This window comes from Escherichia sp. E3659, from assembly GCF_005781135.1.
Classification (GTDB): domain Bacteria; phylum Pseudomonadota; class Gammaproteobacteria; order Enterobacterales; family Enterobacteriaceae; genus Escherichia.
The window spans coordinates 13,841-34,211 of sequence record NZ_VATQ01000042.1 but is presented as its reverse complement, the minus strand read 5'-3'; the positions used below and the strand labels follow the sequence as shown (position 1 = coordinate 34,211).

At 52.8% G+C, this 20,371-nt stretch carries 16 protein-coding genes; 8 read left to right on the top strand and 8 right to left on the bottom strand.

All coding sequences use genetic code 11. The annotated features are described in order from the left end of the window. Positions 1 to 22: 22 nt before the first annotated feature. The 8 genes from tldD to csrD form a co-directional block, all read right to left on the bottom strand. Complete coding sequence (gene tldD, locus FEK47_RS21635) at positions 23 to 1,468, bottom strand: metalloprotease TldD (protein WP_130204524.1); 1,446 nt, start codon at positions 1,466 to 1,468, stop codon at positions 23 to 25. A 156-nt stretch (positions 1,469 to 1,624) separates the two neighbouring features. Continuing rightward, a complete protein-coding gene (gene yhdP / locus FEK47_RS21630) occupies positions 1,625 to 5,425 on the bottom strand; it encodes an AsmA2 domain-containing protein YhdP (RefSeq protein ID WP_135487173.1) in 3,801 nt (1,266 codons plus the stop codon). Positions 5,426 to 5,491: 66 nt separating this feature from the next. After that, entirely contained in the window at positions 5,492 to 6,961 is a 1,470-nt protein-coding gene (rng, locus tag FEK47_RS21625) for a ribonuclease G (protein ID WP_064529486.1), read from the bottom strand. Further along, positions 6,951 to 7,544: a nucleoside triphosphate pyrophosphatase YhdE gene (yhdE, locus tag FEK47_RS21620; protein ID WP_135487172.1), complete on the bottom strand. Its 594-nt coding sequence runs from the start codon at positions 7,542 to 7,544 to the stop codon at positions 6,951 to 6,953. The genes rng and yhdE overlap by 11 nt, the downstream gene beginning before the upstream one ends. An 8-nt stretch (positions 7,545 to 7,552) precedes the next feature. Further along, positions 7,553 to 8,041, bottom strand: a complete 489-nt coding sequence (gene mreD, locus FEK47_RS21615) for a rod shape-determining protein MreD (RefSeq protein WP_130204518.1) — start codon at positions 8,039 to 8,041, stop codon at positions 7,553 to 7,555. After that, complete coding sequence (mreC, locus tag FEK47_RS21610; protein ID WP_130204516.1) at positions 8,041 to 9,111, bottom strand: rod shape-determining protein MreC; 1,071 nt, start codon at positions 9,109 to 9,111, stop codon at positions 8,041 to 8,043. The genes mreD and mreC overlap by 1 nt, the downstream gene beginning before the upstream one ends. A 65-nt stretch (positions 9,112 to 9,176) precedes the next feature. Further along, on the bottom strand, positions 9,177 to 10,220 hold the full coding sequence (mreB, locus tag FEK47_RS21605) for a rod shape-determining protein MreB (protein ID WP_000913396.1): 1,044 nt from the start codon (positions 10,218 to 10,220) through the stop codon (positions 9,177 to 9,179). A gap of 305 nt (positions 10,221 to 10,525) precedes the next feature. Further along, positions 10,526 to 12,466, bottom strand: coding sequence for an RNase E specificity factor CsrD (gene csrD, locus FEK47_RS21600; RefSeq protein WP_130223738.1), 1,941 nt, complete (start codon positions 12,464 to 12,466; stop codon positions 10,526 to 10,528). 151 nt (positions 12,467 to 12,617) lie between these two features. Here csrD and FEK47_RS21595 point away from each other — a divergent pair, with 151 nt between their 5' ends. The 8 genes from FEK47_RS21595 (at position 12,618) to prmA (ending at position 20,205) form a co-directional block, all read left to right on the top strand. Next, positions 12,618 to 13,592 carry an oxidoreductase gene (locus tag FEK47_RS21595; protein ID WP_135487171.1) on the top strand — a complete coding sequence of 325 codons (975 nt, stop codon included), beginning with the start codon at positions 12,618 to 12,620 and terminating at the stop codon, positions 13,590 to 13,592. A 97-nt stretch (positions 13,593 to 13,689) separates the two neighbouring features. Next, a complete protein-coding gene (gene msrP / locus FEK47_RS21590) occupies positions 13,690 to 14,694 on the top strand; it encodes a protein-methionine-sulfoxide reductase catalytic subunit MsrP (protein WP_135487170.1) in 1,005 nt (334 codons plus the stop codon). Then, positions 14,695 to 15,294, top strand: a complete 600-nt coding sequence (msrQ, locus tag FEK47_RS21585; protein ID WP_130259123.1) for a protein-methionine-sulfoxide reductase heme-binding subunit MsrQ — start codon at positions 14,695 to 14,697, stop codon at positions 15,292 to 15,294. Between the two features lie 395 nt (positions 15,295 to 15,689). Next, positions 15,690 to 16,160: an acetyl-CoA carboxylase biotin carboxyl carrier protein gene (gene accB / locus FEK47_RS21580; RefSeq protein WP_000354618.1), complete on the top strand. Its 471-nt coding sequence runs from the start codon at positions 15,690 to 15,692 to the stop codon at positions 16,158 to 16,160. A gap of 10 nt (positions 16,161 to 16,170) precedes the next feature. After that, positions 16,171 to 17,520 (top strand): acetyl-CoA carboxylase biotin carboxylase subunit, encoded by a 1,350-nt coding sequence (gene accC, locus FEK47_RS21575; protein WP_000884639.1) that lies wholly within the window; start codon positions 16,171 to 16,173, stop codon positions 17,518 to 17,520. A gap of 108 nt (positions 17,521 to 17,628) precedes the next feature. Further along, positions 17,629 to 17,871 (top strand): YhdT family protein, encoded by a 243-nt coding sequence (locus FEK47_RS21570; protein ID WP_000381170.1) that lies wholly within the window; start codon positions 17,629 to 17,631, stop codon positions 17,869 to 17,871. Beyond that, positions 17,861 to 19,312 carry a sodium/pantothenate symporter gene (gene panF / locus FEK47_RS21565; protein WP_130219148.1) on the top strand — a complete coding sequence of 484 codons (1,452 nt, stop codon included), beginning with the start codon at positions 17,861 to 17,863 and terminating at the stop codon, positions 19,310 to 19,312. The genes FEK47_RS21570 and panF overlap by 11 nt, the downstream gene beginning before the upstream one ends. 11 nt (positions 19,313 to 19,323) lie before the next feature. After that, positions 19,324 to 20,205, top strand: coding sequence for a 50S ribosomal protein L11 methyltransferase (prmA, locus tag FEK47_RS21560; RefSeq protein ID WP_135487169.1), 882 nt, complete (start codon positions 19,324 to 19,326; stop codon positions 20,203 to 20,205). Positions 20,206 to 20,371: the final 166 nt, after the last annotated feature.

The following is a 20,371-nucleotide window of genomic DNA, read 5'->3' as shown; positions in this document are numbered from 1 at the left end:
GACGCTTACCGGCCTGGATAGATTACGCGGTACCGCCAACGGTCAGGTTGTCGACTTTAAGCGTCGGCTGGCCCACGCCAACAGGCAAGCTCTGCCCTTCTTTACCACAGACACCCACGCCGTTATCCAGTTTCAGGTCGTTGCCCACCATCGAAATTTGCTGCATGGTTTCGATACCGGAACCAATCAGCGTTGCGCCTTTCACCGGTTTCGTCACTTTGCCGTTTTCAATCAGATACGCTTCTGAGGTGGAGAAGACAAATTTGCCGGAGGTGATATCCACCTGACCGCCGCCGAAGTTCGGCGCATAGATGCCATACTCGACGGATTCAATGATTTCCTGCGGCGTCGATTTACCCGGCAGCATGTAGGTGTTGGTCATACGCGGCATGGGCAGGTGAGCATAGGATTCACGACGACCATTACCGGTCGGTGCCATACCCATTAAGCGAGCGTTGAGTTTATCCTGCATGTAACCTTTCAGGATCCCATTTTCAATCAGCACGTTGTACTGACCCGGCGTACCTTCGTCATCAATCGCCACCGAACCACGGCGATCAACCATCGTGCCATCATCCACTACCGTACACAGTTCAGATGCTACCAGCTCGCCGACCTGGCCACTAAAGACCGAAGTGCCACGGCGGTTGAAGTCGCCTTCCAGACCGTGACCTACCGCTTCATGTAACAGCACGCCCGGCCAACCTGCGCCAAGTACTACCGGCATGGTGCCCGCTGGCGCGGCAACGGCAGAAAGATTGACCAGCGCCATACGCACTGCTTCTTTCGCCCATGCATCCGCACGGACTTCACCGTCGAGATCGGCAAGGAAAAATTCATAACCAAAACGACCGCCGCCGCCGCTGGCACCGCGTTCGCGTTTACCATCTTCTTCGACCAGAACGCTTACTGAGAGGCGCACCAGTGGACGCACATCTGCCGCCAGGGTGCCGTCGGTGGCCGCAACCAGAATTAATTCATAGACGCCACTGAGGCTGGCAGTCACTTCCTGTACGCGTTTGTCGGCCTCACGGGCAACTTTATCGACGCGACGTAAAATATCCAGTTTCTCCTCGCGACTCATGCTTTGCAGCGGATCAAGCGAGGTATACAGCGGGCTATGCTCTACCGCGCCCAACGTCTGTACTTTGCCATCGCCACTGTCACGGACAATGGTACGCGCCGCTTGTGCGCTCTGTTCCAGGGCCAGCAGGCTGATTTGGTCGGCGTAAGCAAAACCGGTTTTTTCACCGCTGACTGCACGCACGCCAACGCCCTGATCGATGTTGTAAGAACCATCTTTGATAATGCGGTCTTCTAAAACCCAGGATTCGTGATAGCTCGACTGAAAATAGAGATCGCCGTAATCGAGGCGACGTTCGGCCAGTTGACCGAGAATCGCGAACAAATCCTGATGTTTCAGGCCGTTCGCCGCTAGCAATTGTTCACTTACCAGGTTCAGACTCATCGTTTTTGTTACTCGTTAGTTACTTCGGTAGAGGATTTTTTTACGGCTGCCGGATGCGGCGTGAACGCCTTATCCGGCCTACGGTTATGTTTCGGCTCGTTGGCCTTTGGCAACGATTATCTAATGAGATTGGGGCAATTACGCGCCATCGTCAAATCATTGCGCTTTTTCTTTACGCGGTTGGCGCAATACTTCGTTGATTTGCGGAGCGTCCAGCGGACCAGAAATGTGGTAGCGCAAAATGGAGACTTTGCTCCACAGCGGCCCCAGCACTTTACTGGCAGCAAACACCGCCGCACCGACAATGGGGTTAACCGCAAAGGCCGCAGCCACACCCACCGTCGCGGAAATTTCTGGTGCGACAACCGCCTCCATATTCAGATCGCGGCGTACCAGATTTACCGACCCTTTCATGGCGATATCCGCTTCCAGGCCATCCACCAGCGTGTCATCAGTGTGCATAACACCGTCTTTAATCCACGCCGTGCTGCGAATGGAGTCAAAATAGAAACCTTCGCCAAAGGTATCCCTGAAATCAAAGCGCAGCTTTCGCATCAGAGCATCGACGCTCAATAAGCGCAGCAATTGCCCGGCATGTCCGGTGCTGATGTCGGTAATTTCACCTTTGCCCAGTTGAGTATGGATGATGCCATTCAACGTTGCCTCATCCGGCTGCCACGGCGCTTTCCGCCAGTGTAAATCGTAATCCACATTAAATGACGACTGGCGTATTGGCGTCGTGACACCAAAAAATTCAGCAGCGGCATCAATTTTCTGCCCGCGTAATTTTCCTTTCAGCGAGGTACGTTCATTCCCCGGATTGTTAACCCATTCACCCTCGGCAGTAAGCCGCGAGAAACCGGTATCAATCAGTCCATTAGCCAGCGTTAACGTATCGCCAGAAATGGTGATATCGCTGTCGATGCGACCGAATTTTTGCCCCCAGAACCAGCACTCTGCGCAACGTATTTGCGCATCCGGCCAACCACGGAAGCTAATGCGCGCCGTAGTTGGGAAAGGTGACGACGGCGTGGAGTCACCACTGGTTTTCGCCACGCTGGGGTTGTAATAGAGATATTTAATCGTCGCCAGCCACGGCGCGTTATTGCGCATTGCCAGCGTAGCGTTGATTTCACGTCCTTGCGCCTCGACCTGAGTGCCATTTGCCATCGGTTGCGAAACAATACTCAGGTTATTCCATTGCTGATTTCCCAGCGACAACGCTGGCGTACGCAACGTAATGTGCTGGGGAAAACTCACCGCACTACCGACTTTATCCGTCGCGCCTTTCTGGAAAAGCGCCAGCCACTCGGCACCATCCATCGGTGGCATATTTAACTCAACACCGCTTTGTTCCGGTAACGGCGGAAGCGTTTTACTGTCTGCCGCCCAGATAGCGCGATCGAGCGTCAGCTTTTGACCGAGCAACCAGCGGCTGTTGAAATGGTTATCCGCGCCGGCCTGTCCGGTTAATTCAAAGCTATTGAGGTTGCCATCGACCTTGATGTTAACCGGCAGCGATTCGCCAGCGGGTTTGGCTAACGGCGAAGGTAAGTGACTACTCACATTCTTCAGATCACCGTTCAGTTCTACGTTATACGTTGCGCCAGCATGATAAGGCAGCTCAATGCCCACTTTACCATTCCACGCCACGCTGCCGCTTAACGCTTCATTCACCGCTTCAGGCAGAACGTCAGTTTTCGCTGGCTGCCAGTTACCGTTGAGATTCACCGCGACCTGGTAGGCTTTCGCCCCCTCTTTGGTGGAAAAATCCACGTTCAGTGGCTGATTAAACCAGCTTGCTGTCAGTGGTTCGCTTTGCAGATCGCCATTGATAAAGCTGAATTTACCGCTCAAATTTTTCAGTGTGCTATCAAGTGGTTTGATAAACAGACTGTTATTACGCAGCGTCACTTCGCCTTTCGCTGTAACCAGTTCGCCGTTCAGTGGGATATCGAGATGTAAGCGAGCATTCACATCGCCGTCGAGCTGGAGTTCTTGCAGGGTTGCTCCCAGAGAGTCTTTCAGCGGCGTCTCATCAAAGTAAGGACCAACAGCTTTGCCCGGACCTTTAATGTCAGCATCAATCAGCAATTTTTCTTTCGAGTAGTCAGGGATCACTGCGGTGAGATTACTCGCGCGCACGCCGCCCAGATTGACGCCATCGGTTTTCATCCATAAACCGTCGTTTATGAAGTCCAGTTCAATATCGAGATTAGTTAACGCTGGCCAGTCCGGCTGGAAGGCAAACTTCGCGTTACGCAGCGGCACCAGCACCTCAAACTGACCTTCGTTGTGTTTATAGGGGAAGAGTTGCGGATTGCCGCCATAAACCAGCGTCGCGTTATCCGCTTCACCGCCCTGAATCGCGCCACTTAAGTAATCAACCAGGTCTTTACCCATCAAGTTTTCCGGGAAATAGCGCCACGCTTGTGAACCATCATCGGTACTGATACCAGCCAGAATGCCCAGCCAGGGTTCATCATTAGTCGGTTGCAGGTAGCGGAAACCGCCGCGTGCATGGACGGCTTTGGCTTTAACATCTATGTTGCGGCCATCAAGCTGGAAACCTTTGTCGTTATTCAGCCAGCTTAGGGTCGCCTTACCGTCAGCAATTTCCAGCGGTGCGCGGAAAACTGTTTCGTAAGGCATTTTCGCCTGTTTCATGGACGCGGTCAGTAAACCATTTTCTACACTACCGGAAAGCGTCCCGGAGAAATGTTCCGCGCCCGGCAGTAATTTCCATTGCTTCCAGGCCAGATCGCTCCACGATGCCTGAAAGCGAGTCTTGTCTGCGGCCTGAAGCGGGATATCCAGCGCCAGGGTGTTGATCTTGCCGCTCGGTTGCGTAGACCGCCAGATGTCGCCCAGCGCAGGTGAAAGTTTTGCTGCCAGCGGACGAATACCTTCCAGCCCCGCCAGTTCCAGATTGCTGGCGCGAATCCGCAGTTCGTCACTGCGTTTATTGTCTTTGCCGCCAACTTCCTGTTCCGGTATCCAGGCCAGCGTCAATGCCCCACTCGGCCAGCGTTTGCCATCCATCGTGATGCGGGTATCAGGAATAGAAAACTGCCAGCCGGGATGTTCACGCGTAATGTGTGCGGTGAGATTATCTACCGCCAGTGAATGCGTTTGCTTCTCGCCCAACCAGCTGGCACCGCCCTGTTTCAGCCAGACGTCACCGCCGGTTACATCGCCTTTGTCGATCGTCATCCAGCCTTCGAGGGAGAACTGCGCCGTTTCCAGCGCAATGTTGTCCTGCATCCATTTACCCAGCCACGGCTTCAGGTCAATATCATCAGCCTGCAACCAGACGCGACCGTTGCTTAACAGCCCTTCGTCATCACGCAAATCCATGCGAACTTGCATCACGCCGTGCTGCCCGGTGAGGCTGGAGAGACTTACCTGACCTTCCGCGCGGTGTCGACGCGGATTGTTAAGCCAGGTGAGCTGCGGGATCGCCAGTTCGGCGCGCTGACCGGATGGCGTGAGGAAACTGACTTCGCTGTCGCGAAGATCGAAGTGATCAAACTGACGAAGAAACAGGTCGCTGATGTGGCTGGCTTCCAGACCATCATTACCACCACCGCTGGTGATGGGGGTATTGGTGCGGAAACGCAGTTGCCAGAAAGTCAGATCGCGAAACTGCCAGCGCATATGCAGCAGGCTCTGCCAGACATCCAGCGCCAGAGTGACGCGTTTGACAGAAAACTCACCGCCATCTTTCAGCTCCGCGCGAATGTCGCGCGCTTCAAGCGTGGGGCCAAAATTCTGCCAGCTGGCGGAAAGCTGGCTGGCTTCTACCGGCATGCCGGTAGCGGATTCAATTTTATTGAGGATTTCTGGACGCCAGGCATCAAGATGCGGCAAAGCAATACGCAGGCCGCTGACCAGCAGCGCAGCGATCACAACGAGCGCGGCTCCAGTAAGCAGTAAAATCCCCGGCAATCGCCTCACCCGTCACTCCTTGTCTGCTAAAAATGTGACTCAAAAAACTTTGCCGGATGGCGGCCCAGCATTTGTTTACATCATGACGACGTCAAACTGCTCCTGGTTGTAGAGCGGTTCGATTTGTACTTTAACCTGCTTACCCACAAAAATTTCCACTTCCGCCAGCGAGTGCGACTCTTCGCCTTTCAAGGCCTCGGCAACTGCCGGAGAAGCATAGACCAGGAAACGGTCGGAGTCGTAAGCATGGTGCACGCGAACAATCTCGCGCATGATTTCATAGCACACGGTTTCCACGGTTTTCACCGTTCCGCGACCGTGGCAAGTTGGGCATTCGTTACACAATACATGTTCAATGCTTTCGCGGGTGCGTTTACGCGTCATTTCCACCAGCCCCAGCGCAGAGAAGCCGTTAACGCTGGTTTTTACCCGGTCTTTGCTCAACGCCTGCTCCAGCGAATGCAGTACCCGACGACGGTGATCTTCATTATTCATGTCGATGAAATCAATAATGATAATTCCGCCCAGGTTACGCAACCGTAACTGGCGAGCAATGGCCTGCGTCGCCTCAATATTGGTATTGAAGATGGTGTCGTCCAGATTGCGATGACCGACAAACGCCCCGGTATTGATGTCCACGGTGGTCATCGCTTCGGTCTGGTCGATAATCAGATAACCACCAGACTTCAACTCAACTTTGCGTTCCAGCGCCCGCTGAATCTCGTTTTCGACGTCAAAGAGATCGAAAATCGGCTGGCGCCCCGTGTAATGCTCCAGCTTGCTGGTCATCTCGGGAATGTATTCCGAGGTGAACTCAAGTAATGCTTCGTAAGTCAGCCGTGAGTCAACGCGAATGCGGTCCAGCTCGGCATCGGCAAAATCACGCAGCACACGCTGCGCCAGCGCCAGTTCACCGTACAGTTGATAACGCGTCTGTGGGCGCTTTTTACGCTCCATGACTTTGGTCCAGACACGCTTCAGATAAGCGGCATCGGAGGCTAGTTCAGCTTCGCCTACGCCTTCTGCCGCGGTACGGATGATAAATCCGCCCTGCTCATCGCAATACTCGGCGACCACTTTTTTCAGGCGATCACGTTCGGATTCACTTTCGATGCGTTGGGAAACACCAACGTGGGACGCCCCTGGCATAAATACCAGATAACGGGAAGGCAGCGTGATGTCCGTGGTCAGGCGCGCGCCTTTAGTACCCAGAGGATCTTTCACTACCTGTACCATCAGATCTTGCCCCTGACGGACCAGTTCCGAAATGTCGCGCACCGTGAACTGCTTTTGTTCCTCACCCGCCACACATTCGGTGTGCGGCATGATGTCAGAAGCGTGTAGAAACGCAGCTTTATCCAGCCCAATATCTACAAAAGCCGCCTGCATACCCGGAAGTACGCGACTTACACGACCCTTGTAGATATTGCCTACTATTCCGCGTCGCGCCTCACGTTCAATATGAATTTCCTGCAGAATACCGCCATCAATATACGCCACTCGTGTTTCCGAAGGCGTTACGTTTACCAACAATTCAGCCGTCATGTTTATCCCTTTTCTCACGCAGTGCGTTAAAATTACTCAATAATTCACACGTTTCAACCAGCGGTAAGCCGACTACGGCGTGATAGCTGCCATTTATCTTCCTGACAAAACAACCACCAAGCCCCTGAATACCGTATGCACCTGCTTTATCTAACGGTTCACCGCTGGCGACATAGCCCGCGATATCTTCATCTGTTAACGTTCTGAAAGTCACATCGGTGACCACCAGGCAATCGAGAATGTGCTGACTGTCGGCCAACGCCACTGCCGTCATTACCTGATGAGTCTGTCCCGATAATTTGCGCAACATCTGCGCCGCATGATCTGCATCACGCGGTTTCTCCAGTACTTCGCCGTTCAGAATCACAATGGTATCCGCACCCAACACAGGGAGATCCTGCGCGGCTTGCGAGACGCCCGCCTGAGCCTTCTCGCGCGCCAGACGCACAACGTATTGCTGCGCGCTCTCCTGCGGAAAGCGTTGCTCCTCAATGCCCGTAACGATACGTTCGAAGGAAACGCCAAGTTGCGCAAGTAACTCCTGCCGACGCGGAGAACCGGAAGCTAAATACAGAGAAGTCATAGAAACCTTTATTGCACCGCAAACTGCTGACGAATTTTGCGCATCAGCATGAAAATCCACGGCCAGAGCACGCCATTGACAACACTACTCCAGAACACTTCCGGTCTGAAAGAGACGTTGATCACTAAAAACTCTGCCCAGAAAACAATAATATCCACAACCAGCGAAAGCAACATGACGACCAGCGCCTGCTGCCACAATGCCAGATTACGGAAAAGCTGGAATTTCAGCGCGACCAGATAAGCAATGATACTCATCGACAACGCCCGTACACCGAGCGTGGAGCCACTGATCAGATCCAGTATGGCACCCATCACAAAACCTGTGCCCACATTTACGCGATGGGGCAAGGCGAGGCTCCAATACAATAAGATGAGCAAAACCCAGTTAGGCCGGAAAACGATAAGATTATCCGGCCAGGGCATAATTTGCAGTAATAACGCAATGAGGAAAGAGAGCCAGATAACCCAGCGCCCCTGGCTACGATAGCTCGCCACTATTGCCCTCCTGGCGTACGCGCAGGTGGTTGAGTACCACTCTGCGGCGGCGTAGCCCTTTGTGGAGAGCGGTCAGCGGCAGTACCTGTTGCAGGTTGCTGCGGGCTTGGCTGGGTAATTCCCGTTGCCGGTTCAGGCAGTTTTGGCCCCATTGCATCTGGCGAAGGCAACACCTGCGGCATCATTTGCATCAGGCGTTCATTAGCAACGCGATGCACCTCTTCCGGCGTCATCGGGTTGGCCCCGTTACGATCCGCCCCCCACAACAGAAGCAGATAACGTAAACGTTGCAGTCCCGCAGTCGGACGCGCCTGAATCACGGTATATGCGCGCTGGGTATCGAGTTTCACGGAGGAGACAACCGCCACCGGATAACCTTCCGGGAAACGACCGCCCAGACCTGAAGTCACCAATACATCACCAACACGAATATCAGTATTCGCTGGCAGGTGCTCAAGCTGTAAATCATCAGTACAGCCATTACCCGCCGCGATAACGCGGATATCATTACGCAGCACCTGAATCGGCAGCGCATGGGTCGCGTCGCAGATCAGCAGTACGCGGCTGGTCAGTTTTGCGACCGCCACCACCTGGCCGACCACACCTTTATCGCTAATGACTGGCTGGCCTTCGTAAACACCGTTGACACTGCCTTTGTCAATAACAACCTGATCGCTGTACGGATCGTTAACAGTAGAGATAACCTGGGTCACCATCTTCTGCTCGTCCTGACGCAATGGAGACCCCAGAAGCTCACGCAAGCGCGCGTTCTCCTGTTTATATTGTCCCAACATCAGCAGATCGCTGTTTTTCAGCAGCAACTCCTGACGTAACGCCCGGTTTTCAAGTTCTAGTTGGTCACGCGAGGCCAGCGTCTGCGATACGCCATCCAGCAATTCACGAGGAGCATTGGAAATAAAGTAGAAAGGACTGACAGCGGTATCCATATAGGTACGGATTTGACTGAAAGTCCCCAGGCGGCTGTCGGCAATAATAATGCCGAGCGCCACCAGCACCGCCAGAATAAGGCGAATCTGTAGCGACGGGCCACGGCTAAAAATTGGCTTCATAAGTTATGCGTATTCTCGTATCAGACCAGGCAGGATAAACAAACGCTTCCCCTGCCTGCATCCGATTACTCTTCGCTGAACAGGTCGCCGCCGTGCATGTCGATCATTTCCAGCGCCTTGCCGCCACCGCGCGCCACACAGGTCAGCGGATCTTCAGCAACAACGACTGGAATGCCGGTTTCTTCCATTAATAAACGGTCAAGGTTACGCAGCAATGCGCCACCGCCAGTGAGCACCATTCCGCGCTCAGAGATGTCGGAGGCCAGTTCCGGCGGACACTGTTCCAGCGCAACCATCACTGCGCTAACGATGCCGGTCAGCGGCTCTTGTAGCGCTTCGAGGATTTCGTTGGAGTTCAGCGTAAAGCCGCGTGGAACGCCTTCAGCCAGGTTACGACCACGAACTTCAATTTCACGCACTTCATCGCCCGGATAAGCCGAACCGATTTCGTGTTTAATACGCTCTGCTGTCGCTTCACCGATCAAGGAACCGTAGTTACGACGAACATAGTTGATAATGGCTTCGTCGAAGCGGTCACCGCCGATGCGTACAGAAGAGGAGTAAACCACGCCATTCAGCGAGATTACGGCAACTTCAGTAGTACCACCGCCGATATCAACCACCATGGAACCGGTCGCTTCAGAAACAGGCAGACCGGCGCCAATTGCCGCGGCCATCGGCTCTTCAATCAGGAACACTTCACGGGCGCCAGCGCCCTGCGCGGATTCACGAATTGCGCGGCGTTCAACCTGGGTTGCGCCAACCGGCACACAGACCAGAACGCGCGGGCTTGGGCGCATAAAGCTGTTGCTGTGCACTTGCTTAATGAAGTGCTGGAGCATTTTTTCAGTCACGAAGAAGTCAGCGATTACGCCATCTTTCATTGGGCGAATAGCAGCAATATTGCCCGGCGTACGGCCCAGCATCTGCTTCGCGTCATGACCAACTGCAGCCACGCTTTTTGGTGAACCGGCACGATCCTGACGAATGGCCACAACGGAAGGCTCATTCAATACGATGCCTTGTCCTTTTACATAAATGAGGGTATTCGCAGTACCCAAGTCAATGGACAAGTCATTGGAAAACATGCCACGAAATTTTTTCAACATACTAAGGGATAATCCTGAAAGCTGGGGCGGAAAAGAAAATCCGCTTACTTTACCAACCACACGCAGCAGCGACAAGGCGCAAAAATCATCTGCTACGGTGAAAATTAGTGCAGTTCGTTTCCTTTGTTACAAATCTCTGCCTGAGTCCAGATAAGGCTAAATGCGTCAACAGCATTCCTCGCCTGTTTGCAACTGCGTAAGGTCATTCATCTGCATATGTGCTGCAACAATCTGGCGAGCAGATAAGCACACTCCCACGAAACGCAGCGCGCGTTATTCTACGTGAAAACGGATCAAACGGCAGGTTAAACCGAGTATCTTTGTGAATATTTTTTCACGTTAGTATCAAGTGGCTGTGAGGACGCGAAAAAATCCCCCTGGCCACCCAAAACCCCGCGCTGAATCAGGGTCTGCCACTCGCTTCGCGAACGTACGCCAGTCGCGTAAACCTGGGTGTTGGTCCCGGAACAGGCTTCTACCATGCTCTGAACCAACAATTGGTTTTCCGTTCGCTTCTCAATATTTCTTACCAGCCCCGGATGAAGCTTGAGTAATTCGACATTAAGTTCTTTGATCCAACTGGTACTTACCAGCGTCAATCCAGCCTGGTTAACGGCAACTCGAACCCCTAAAGCATTCACCAAACGAATGACAGGTTGCAAGCGACCGATATGTTGACCAACATCAGCCTCTGCAAGTTCAATAATTATGCGTTTTCGTTGCGATTTTTCACACTGCATCAACGTATCGCGCAGCCAACGCTGGAAACGCGGGCGGATCAACGACTCAACGGTCACCTGAATCGCCAGATTTTCTTGCGGCCAATAGCGTAACAGCGGGATGAGACGACTGATTTGCAGGCGGTCATACTCTTCCGATAAACCAAACTGCAATACCATCGGCATATATTCCGCCGAGCTTACCTCTTCATTACCATCAAAGATGCGACACATAATTTCGCGATGATGAACCTGCCCCTCCCGAGTGACCGCAGGTTTTTGATAAAGCCTGGGCCCGCCACGACTCAACATTTGTTCGATTAGCGTACGCCAGCGAACGTTGCCGCGCCCTTTTTCTGGTAATGAGTCATCGTAAATCGCCCAGCTATTACCACCCTGTAATCCCGCATTACGCGTGGCGGATTCGGCATGGTCCATCACTTGTTCTGTTTCCTGGCCGCTACGCCAGGCACAGATGCCGATATGAATCATATCTTCACGATCGAGCATTTTATTGCTCGGTAAGGTATCAACCGCTTTGATCAACTGCCCGGCAATGCTCTCCGCCTCTTTTAAAGTCCGATGCGGCAACAGCGCGGCAAAATCGCTACGGTGATAGCGCGCCAGCAGTGCGCCTGGATAGCGCATCATAAATGTCGACAGCAGATTCGTCAGAGTGAAGAGCTGTTCTTCGGCCTGGCTGTGTCCCCACGTGTCGCTCAACATATTGAAATCAGGTAGACGGATCATCATCACGATCCCGTGAGTCCCTACCTTCTCTTGATCTTCCAGTAATGTAGCCAACTGGTTGTCGAAAAAGAGACGGTTATTGAGGCCGGTTTTGATGTCCTGCGCGGCGTAAGAGCGAATCAGCGTATCAAGACGGCTGTGCTGTTCACGCGCATTCTGAATTTCTGAAAGCAGCATATCCAGCGCACTGCTGGTCCCTGGCGGCCATTCATAGATGGAGCCAAGCACATTCGGCCCACGCTCCCCGTTTAAGATACGCGCCGAGCGAGTTTCCAGTAGTTCTTGCCCGGCAAGTTGCCGCTGCAACCAGCGTACTGCAAGGAAGAGCATAATAATGATAAAACCAATTGCCCCAGTGAGCGGCGCGGTGGTCATCAGCGAGTGAAAATAGTTTCCCATCGGGTCCTGATAAACCAGATGTAGCGACATTCCTGGATGTTTAACTAACGGAACGGTCAGTTCGCGAAACAGATCGCTGGTGCCAACAGGACGGTAACTCCCCTGGCGGGAAAGGGTATAAACCTGTTTGTTATTGTGTAACAGGTCCACGCGAACGATATCTGCTGACATCATCAGTTCACTGATTTGTGGCCTCAGCGAGCTGAAATCAGACGACACCAGATGCGTATCGATCGCCGTCGCCACCGCCTGAACGCGATGGCTAAACTTATACTGAATCGCGTTATAGAAACTTAACGAGCAGCCCATCAGAGTCACAAAGATCGTTAACCCGGTGAGCAGCGTGACAAAGGCCGAAAATTTCGTCGTTAATCTCATCCTTGTGTTAACTCCGATAGTGAGGAAGCGGGCATACTAGCAAATCAGATTTATCTCGCAATTTATTGCGCTTCATCGACTTTGCTTTTCAATTAGCGAGTATAGTCTTCAGAAATTATTTTCCAATCCATCATGCACATGAGGACTTCTTATGCAGGCGTTACTTTTAGAACAGCAGGACGGCAAAACCCTCGCATCTGTACAGACTCTGGACGCAAGTCGCCTGCCGGAAGGCGATGTGACGGTCGATGTCCACTGGTCGAGCCTGAATTATAAAGATGCGCTGGCAATAACCGGTAAAGGAAAAATAATCCGCAATTTTCCGATGATTCCTGGCATCGACTTTGCCGGAACCGTACGCGCCAGTGAAGATCCTCGTTTTCATACTGGTCAAGAAGTGTTACTCACGGGCTGGGGAGTTGGTGAAAATCATTGGGGCGGGCTGGCAGAACAAGCACGCGTGAAAGGCGACTGGTTGGTTGCCATGCCGCAAGGTCTGGACGCGCGTAAAGCGATGATTATTGGTACTGCTGGGTTTACCGCCATGCTCTGCGTGCTGGCCCTGGAAGATGCCGGTATTCGTCCACAAGATGGCGAGATTGTGGTAACGGGCGCCAGCGGCGGCGTTGGCAGTACTGCCGTGGCGCTGTTGCATAAGTTAGGTTATCAGGTGGTTGCTGTTTCCGGTCGCGAAAGTACCCATGAATATCTGAAAAGTTTAGGTGCCAGCCGAATTCTGCCGCGTGATGAATTTGCTGAATCCCGTCCACTGGAAAAACAGCTTTGGGCCGGGGCGATTGACACTGTCGGAGACAAAGTACTGGCAAAAGTGCTGGCGCAAATGAATTACGGCGGCTGCGTGGCGGCCTGTGGTCTGGCGGGTGGTTTTACTCTGCCAACCACGGTCATGCCATTTATTCTGCGTAATGTCCGTTTGCAAGGGGTGGATTCAGTGATGACACCACCAGCACGCCGTGCGCAAGCCTGGCAGCGTCTGGTTGCCGATTTACCGGAATCATTCTATACCCAGGCAGCAAAAGAGATTTCACTGGCTGATGCACCTAAATTTGCCGAGGCCATTATTAACAATCAGATCCAGGGCCGTACGCTGGTAAAAATTAACTAAGCGTTAGTATAAAATAATTTACATATCGTTAACGAACTTTAGCAGCACTTTGACATTCTCCCTGCCATAGTAATCATGAGCATACCGGGAGTCTGTTATGAAAAAAATTCGTCAACTTACAGAAGCCGATGTCACTGCCGAATCGGCTTTTTTTATGCAACGTCGGCAAGTTTTGAAAGCATTAGGCATCAGCGCCGCCGCCCTCTCTTTACCAAATGCCGCCCACGCGGATTTGCTTGGCTGGTTCAAAGGGAACGATCGCCCGCCCGCGCCTGCCGGAAAACCCCTGGAGTTCAGCAAGCCTGCTGCCTGGCAAAATATCCTGCCACTGACACCGGAAGATAAAGTTTCCGGCTACAACAATTTCTATGAATTTGGGCTGGATAAAGCCGATCCCGCCGCGAATGCTGGCAGCCTGAAAACCGATCCGTGGACGTTGAAAATCAGTGGTGAAGTCAGTAAACCGTTAACCCTCGACCACGATGCGCTAACCCGTCGATTCCCGTTAGAAGAGCGGATTTACCGGATGCGCTGCGTGGAAGCGTGGTCGATGGTGGTGCCGTGGATTGGTTTTCCGCTGCATAAACTGCTGGCGCTGGCAGAGCCGACCAGCAACGCGAAGTACGTCGCTTTCGAAACAATTTATGCACCGGAACAAATGCCCGGCCAGCAGGACAGGTTTATCGGCGGCGGTCTGAAATATCCCTATGTAGAAGGATTACGTCTCGACGAAGCGATGCATCCCCTGACGCTGATGACCGTCGGCGTCTACGGCAAGGCGCTACCGCCGCAAAATGGCGCGCCGATACGCCTGATTGTGCCATGGAAATATGGCTTTAAAGGCATCAAGTCGATAGTGAGCATTAAGCTGACCCGAGAACGCCCACCAACCACCTGGAATCTTTCGGCCCCCAACGAATACGGCTTTTACGCCAACGTTAATCCGCATGTTGATCACCCTCGCTGGTCGCAGGCCACTGAGCGATTTATCGGTTCAGGCGGCATCCTGGATGTGCAACGCCAACCGACACTACTATTTAACGGCTACGCCGATGAAGTCGCGTCACTTTATCGCGGACTGGATCTACGGGAGAACTTCTAAGTGCGTTTGACTGCAAAACAGGTTACCTGGCTGAAATTTTGCCTGCATCTTGCCGGGTTTTTGCCGTTTGTCTGGCTGGTTTGGGCAATCAATCATGGCGGGCTAAGTGCCGACCCGGTGAAAGATATTCAGCATTTTACCGGTCGGACTGCGCTGAAATTTTTATTGGCGACGTTGTTAATTACCCCGCTGGCGCGCTACGCTAAGCAGCCATTATTGATACGCACCCGCCGCCTGTTAGGTTTATGGTGTTTCGCCTGGGCGACGCTGCACTTAACCAGTTATGCATTGCTGGAACTTGGCGTGAACAACCTGGCGTTATTCGGTCAGGAATTAATCACCCGACCTTATTTAACCCTGGGTATTATCAGTTGGTTGATTTTGCTTGCTTTAGCATTCACGTCTACACAAGCGATGCAGCGAAAACTAGGCAAACACTGGCAACAGTTGCATAACTTCGTCTATCTTGTTGCGATCCTGGCCCCCATACATTATCTGTGGTCAGTGAAGGTTATCTCACCGCAGCCGATCATCTACGCCGGGCTGGCATTACTGCTTTTAGCCTTACGTTATAAGAAGTTCCGTCAATGGTGGCGCTAATTTCGTGAACTGTGCGGCTTATTGCAAATTACGCGACGTTGAAAGTTATTTACATGTTAGCTGTTGATTATCTTCCCTGATAAGACCAGTATTTAGCTGCCATTTGCTACGAAATCGTTATAATGTGCGACCTCGTTCTCCCTGAGGCAGCTTTTAAGCTGCTGAAAAGGTGACAATGGCGCAACGAAGGTATATTTTGTTTTTTGCCGGAGGATAGCAGCAGATCGCTGCACAATGTCCGTCAAGTCTCACATTGACACTCTGGGGCAAAATAGACCGGCGTCCCGGCCTGCTGGAATTTACCGCTATGCATACAGCTGTCGGGGCATACGCTTTACAGACGGCGGTGAAACGCCTGTCACAATCACACTAAACAAAGAGTACGGAACCCACTCATGGATATTCGTAAGATTAAAAAACTGATCGAGCTGGTTGAAGAATCAGGCATCTCTGAACTGGAAATTTCTGAAGGCGAAGAGTCAGTACGCATCAGCCGTGCAGCACCTGCCGCAAGTTTCCCGATGATGCAACAAGCTTACGCTGCACCAATGATGCAGCAGCCAGCTCAATCTAACGCAGCCGCTCCGGCGACCGTTCCTTCCATGGAAGCGCCAGCAGCAGCGGAAATCAGTGGTCACATCGTACGTTCCCCGATGGTTGGTACTTTCTACCGCACCCCAAGCCCGGACGCGAAAGCGTTCATCGAAGTGGGTCAGAAAGTGAACGTGGGCGATACCCTGTGCATCGTTGAAGCCATGAAAATGATGAACCAGATCGAAGCAGACAAATCCGGTACTGTGAAAGCAATTCTGGTCGAAAGTGGACAACCGGTAGAATTTGACGAGCCGCTGGTCGTCATCGAGTAACGAGGCGAACATGCTGGATAAAATTGTTATTGCCAACCGCGGCGAGATTGCATTGCGTATTCTTCGTGCCTGTAAAGAACTGGGCATCAAGACTGTCGCTGTGCACTCAAGCGCGGATCGCGATCTAAAACACGTATTACTGGCAGATGAAACGGTCTGTATCGGCCCTGCTCCGTCAGTAAAAAGTTATCTGAACATCCCGGCAATCATCAGCGCCGCTGAAATCACCGGCGCAGTAGCAATCCATCCGGGTTACGGCTTCCTCTCCGAGAACGCCAATTTTGCCGAGCAGGTTGAACGCTCCGGCTTTATCTTCATCGGCCCGAAAGCAGAAACCATTCGCCTGATGGGCGACAAAGTATCCGCAATTGCGGCGATGAAAAAAGCGGGCGTTCCTTGCGTACCAGGTTCTGACGGCCCGCTGGGCGATGATATGGATAAAAACCGCGCCATTGCTAAACGCATTGGTTATCCGGTAATTATCAAAGCCTCCGGCGGCGGCGGCGGTCGCGGTATGCGCGTAGTGCGCGGCGACGCTGAACTGGCACAATCCATCTCCATGACCCGTGCAGAAGCGAAAGCTGCTTTCAGCAACGATATGGTTTACATGGAGAAATACCTGGAAAATCCTCGCCACGTCGAGATTCAGGTGCTGGCTGACGGCCAGGGCAACGCTATCTATCTGGCGGAACGTGACTGCTCCATGCAGCGCCGCCACCAGAAAGTGGTCGAAGAAGCGCCAGCACCGGGCATTACCCCGGAACTGCGTCGCTACATCGGCGAACGTTGCGCTAAAGCGTGTGTTGATATCGGCTATCGCGGTGCAGGTACGTTTGAGTTCTTGTTCGAAAACGGCGAGTTCTATTTCATCGAAATGAACACCCGTATTCAGGTAGAACACCCGGTTACCGAAATGATCACTGGCGTTGACCTGATCAAAGAACAGCTGCGTATCGCTGCCGGTCAACCGCTGTCGATCAAGCAAGAAGAAGTTCACGTTCGCGGCCATGCGGTAGAGTGCCGTATCAACGCCGAAGATCCGAACACCTTCCTGCCAAGCCCGGGCAAAATCACCCGTTTCCACGCGCCAGGCGGTTTTGGCGTGCGTTGGGAGTCTCATATCTACGCGGGCTACACCGTGCCGCCGTACTATGACTCAATGATCGGTAAGCTGATTTGCTACGGTGAAAACCGTGACGTGGCGATTGCTCGCATGAAGAATGCGCTGCAGGAGCTGATCATCGACGGTATCAAAACCAACGTTGATCTGCAGATCCGCATCATGAACGACGAGAACTTCCAGCATGGTGGCACCAACATCCACTATCTGGAGAAAAAACTCGGTCTTCAGGAAAAATAAGACTGCAAAAGCGTCAAAAGGCCGGATTTTCCGGCCTTTTTTATTACTGGGGATCGACAACCCCCATAAGGTACAATCCCCGCTTTCTTCACCCATCAGGGACAAAAAATGGACACTCGTTTTGTTCAGGCCCATAAAGAGGCGCGCTGGGCGCTGGGGCTGACCCTTTTGTATCTGGCGGTATGGTTAGTAGCCGCTTACTTACCTGGCGTTGCCCCCGGTTTTACCGGCTTTCCGCGCTGGTTTGAGATGGCCTGCATCCTGACGCCGCTGCTGTTTATTGGACTGTGCTGGGCGATGGTGAAATTTATCTATCGCGATATCCCGTTGGAGGATGACGATGCAGCTTGAAGTGATTCTACCGCTGGTCGCCTATCTGGTGGTGGTGTTCGGTATCTCTGTTTATGCGATGCGTAAACGGAGCACCGGCACCTTCCTCAATGAGTATTTCCTCGGCAGCCGTTCCATGGGCGGTATTGTGCTGGCGATGACGCTCACCGCGACCTATATCAGTGCCAGTTCGTTTATCGGCGGGCCTGGAGCTGCTTACAAATACGGCCTGGGTTGGGTATTGCTGGCGATGATTCAGCTTCCTGCAGTCTGGCTTTCGCTCGGTATACTCGGCAAGAAGTTCGCGATTCTTGCGCGCCGCTACAATGCGGTGACGCTGAACGATATGCTGTTTGCCCGCTACCAGAGTCGTCTTCTGGTGTGGTTGGCGAGTTTGAGTTTGCTGGTTGCGTTCGTTGGTGCGATGACCGTGCAATTTATCGGCGGTGCACGCCTGCTGGAAACCGCGGCGGGTATTCCTTATGAAACCGGGCTGCTGATTTTCGGTATCAGTATTGCGTTATATACCGCCTTTGGCGGCTTTCGCGCCAGTGTGCTGAACGACACCATGCAAGGTCTGGTGATGCTGGTTGGCACCATTGTGCTGCTGGTCGGCGTGGTACATGCCGCTGGCGGCTTAAGCAACGCGGTAGAGACGCTGCAAACCATCGATCCACAGCTGGTTACGCCACAAGGCGCTGACGATATTCTGTCACCTGCCTTTATGACATCGTTCTGGGTACTGGTGTGCTTTGGCGTTATTGGCCTGCCGCATACTGCGGTGCGCTGTATCTCTTATAAAGACAGCAAAGCAGTGCATCGGGGGATCATCATCGGGACGATTGTAGTCGCAATCCTGATGTTCGGTATGCACCTGGCCGGAGCGTTAGGTCGTGCAGTGATCCCCGATCTCACCGTACCGGATCTGGTGATCCCGACGTTGATGGTAAAAGTGCTGCCACCGTTTGCTGCCGGGATCTTCCTAGCTGCACCTATGGCTGCGATCATGTCGACAATTAACGCCCAATTGCTGCAAAGTTCCGCTACGATCATTAAAGATCTCTATCTGAATATCCGTCCGGATCAAATGCAAAACGAGACGCGTCTGAAGCGGATGTCGGCGGTAATTACGTTAGTTCTCGGTGCGTTGCTGCTGCTTGCCGCCTGGAAGCCGCCAGAAATGATCATCTGGCTGAATTTGCTGGCCTTCGGTGGGCTGGAAGCCGTTTTCCTGTGGCCGCTGGTGCTGGGTCTTTACTGGGAACGCGCCAACGCCAAAGGCGCGCTAAGTGCGATGATCGTTGGCGGCGTGCTGTATGCCGTACTCGCGACGCTGAATATTCAGTACCTGGGCTTCCACCCTATCGTGCCCTCGTTACTACTAAGTTTGCTGGCTTTCCTGGTCGGAAACCGTTTCGGTACATCCGTCCCGCAAGCTACCGTTTTGACTACTGATAAATAAAGAGTTTTGCCATGCCTTGGATCCAACTGAAACTGAACACAACCGGCGCGAACGCTGAAGATCTTAGCGATGCGCTGATGGAAGCAGGCGCCGTATCTATTACTTTTCAGGATACCCACGATACGCCAGTATTTGAGCCGCTGCCGGGCGAAACGCGCCTTTGGGGCGACACCGATGTGATTGGTTTGTTTGATGCTGAAACCGACATGAATGAAGTCGTGGCGATTCTGGAGAATCATCCGCTGCTCGGCGCAGGCTTCGCGCACAAAATCGAACAACTGGAAGATAAAGACTGGGAGCGCGAATGGATGGACAATTTCCATCCAATGCGCTTTGGCGAACGTCTGTGGATCTGCCCAAGCTGGCGTGATGTGCCAGACGAAAACGCCGTCAACGTGATGTTAGACCCGGGCCTGGCGTTTGGTACGGGAACTCATCCAACTACCTCTCTGTGCCTGCAATGGCTCGACAGCCTCGATTTAACCGGTAAAACGGTCATCGATTTTGGCTGTGGCTCCGGCATTCTGGCAATCGCGGCACTGAAACTGGGCGCAGCAAAAGCCATTGGTATTGATATCGATCCGCAGGCCATTCAGGCCAGCCGCGACAACGCCGAACGTAATGGCGTTTCTGAGCGTCTGGAACTCTACTTACCCAAAGATCAGCCTGAAGCGATGAAAGCCGACGTGGTGGTCGCTAACATCCTCGCAGGCCCGTTACGTGAACTGGCACCGTTAATCAGCGTCCTGCCGGTTTCAGGCGGTTTGCTGGGCCTTTCCGGTATTCTGGCAAGCCAGGCGGAGAGCGTTTGTGAAGCTTATGCCGACAGCTTCGTTCTGGACCCGGTCGTGGAAAAAGAAGAGTGGTGTCGCATTACTGGTCGTAAGAATTAACCTCCAGAATGCGGCATAGTGATGTAGAGAGAAGTGCGAGCAACGTCACAAAAGGCACGTAATTTTGCTGATTATTTAGGCAAATTTGCGTGCCAAAATTTTCATTCATAAAGAAAAATTGAGAACTTACTCAAATTTCTTTGAGTGCGAATTTTAATCACTTATT

Excerpts from the sequence above, each read along its gene's own strand:
- tldD (WP_130204524.1), bottom strand. The coding sequence starts at position 1,468 with ATGAGTCTGAACCTGGTAAGTGAACAATTGCTAGCGGCGAACGGCCTG.
- accB (WP_000354618.1), top strand. The coding sequence starts at position 15,690 with ATGGATATTCGTAAGATTAAAAAACTGATCGAGCTGGTTGAAGAATCA.
- mreC (WP_130204516.1), bottom strand. The coding sequence starts at position 9,111 with ATGAAGCCAATTTTTAGCCGTGGCCCGTCGCTACAGATTCGCCTTATT.
- FEK47_RS21570 (WP_000381170.1), top strand. The coding sequence starts at position 17,629 with ATGGACACTCGTTTTGTTCAGGCCCATAAAGAGGCGCGCTGGGCGCTG.
- yhdE (WP_135487172.1), bottom strand. The coding sequence starts at position 7,544 with ATGACTTCTCTGTATTTAGCTTCCGGTTCTCCGCGTCGGCAGGAGTTA.
- csrD (WP_130223738.1), bottom strand. The coding sequence starts at position 12,466 with ATGAGATTAACGACGAAATTTTCGGCCTTTGTCACGCTGCTCACCGGG.
- panF (WP_130219148.1), top strand. The coding sequence starts at position 17,861 with ATGCAGCTTGAAGTGATTCTACCGCTGGTCGCCTATCTGGTGGTGGTG.
- accC (WP_000884639.1), top strand. The coding sequence starts at position 16,171 with ATGCTGGATAAAATTGTTATTGCCAACCGCGGCGAGATTGCATTGCGT.
- rng (WP_064529486.1), bottom strand. The coding sequence starts at position 6,961 with ATGACGGCTGAATTGTTGGTAAACGTAACGCCTTCGGAAACACGAGTG.
- mreB (WP_000913396.1), bottom strand. The coding sequence starts at position 10,220 with ATGTTGAAAAAATTTCGTGGCATGTTTTCCAATGACTTGTCCATTGAC.
- prmA (WP_135487169.1), top strand. The coding sequence starts at position 19,324 with ATGCCTTGGATCCAACTGAAACTGAACACAACCGGCGCGAACGCTGAA.
- FEK47_RS21595 (WP_135487171.1), top strand. The coding sequence starts at position 12,618 with ATGCAGGCGTTACTTTTAGAACAGCAGGACGGCAAAACCCTCGCATCT.
- msrP (WP_135487170.1), top strand. The coding sequence starts at position 13,690 with ATGAAAAAAATTCGTCAACTTACAGAAGCCGATGTCACTGCCGAATCG.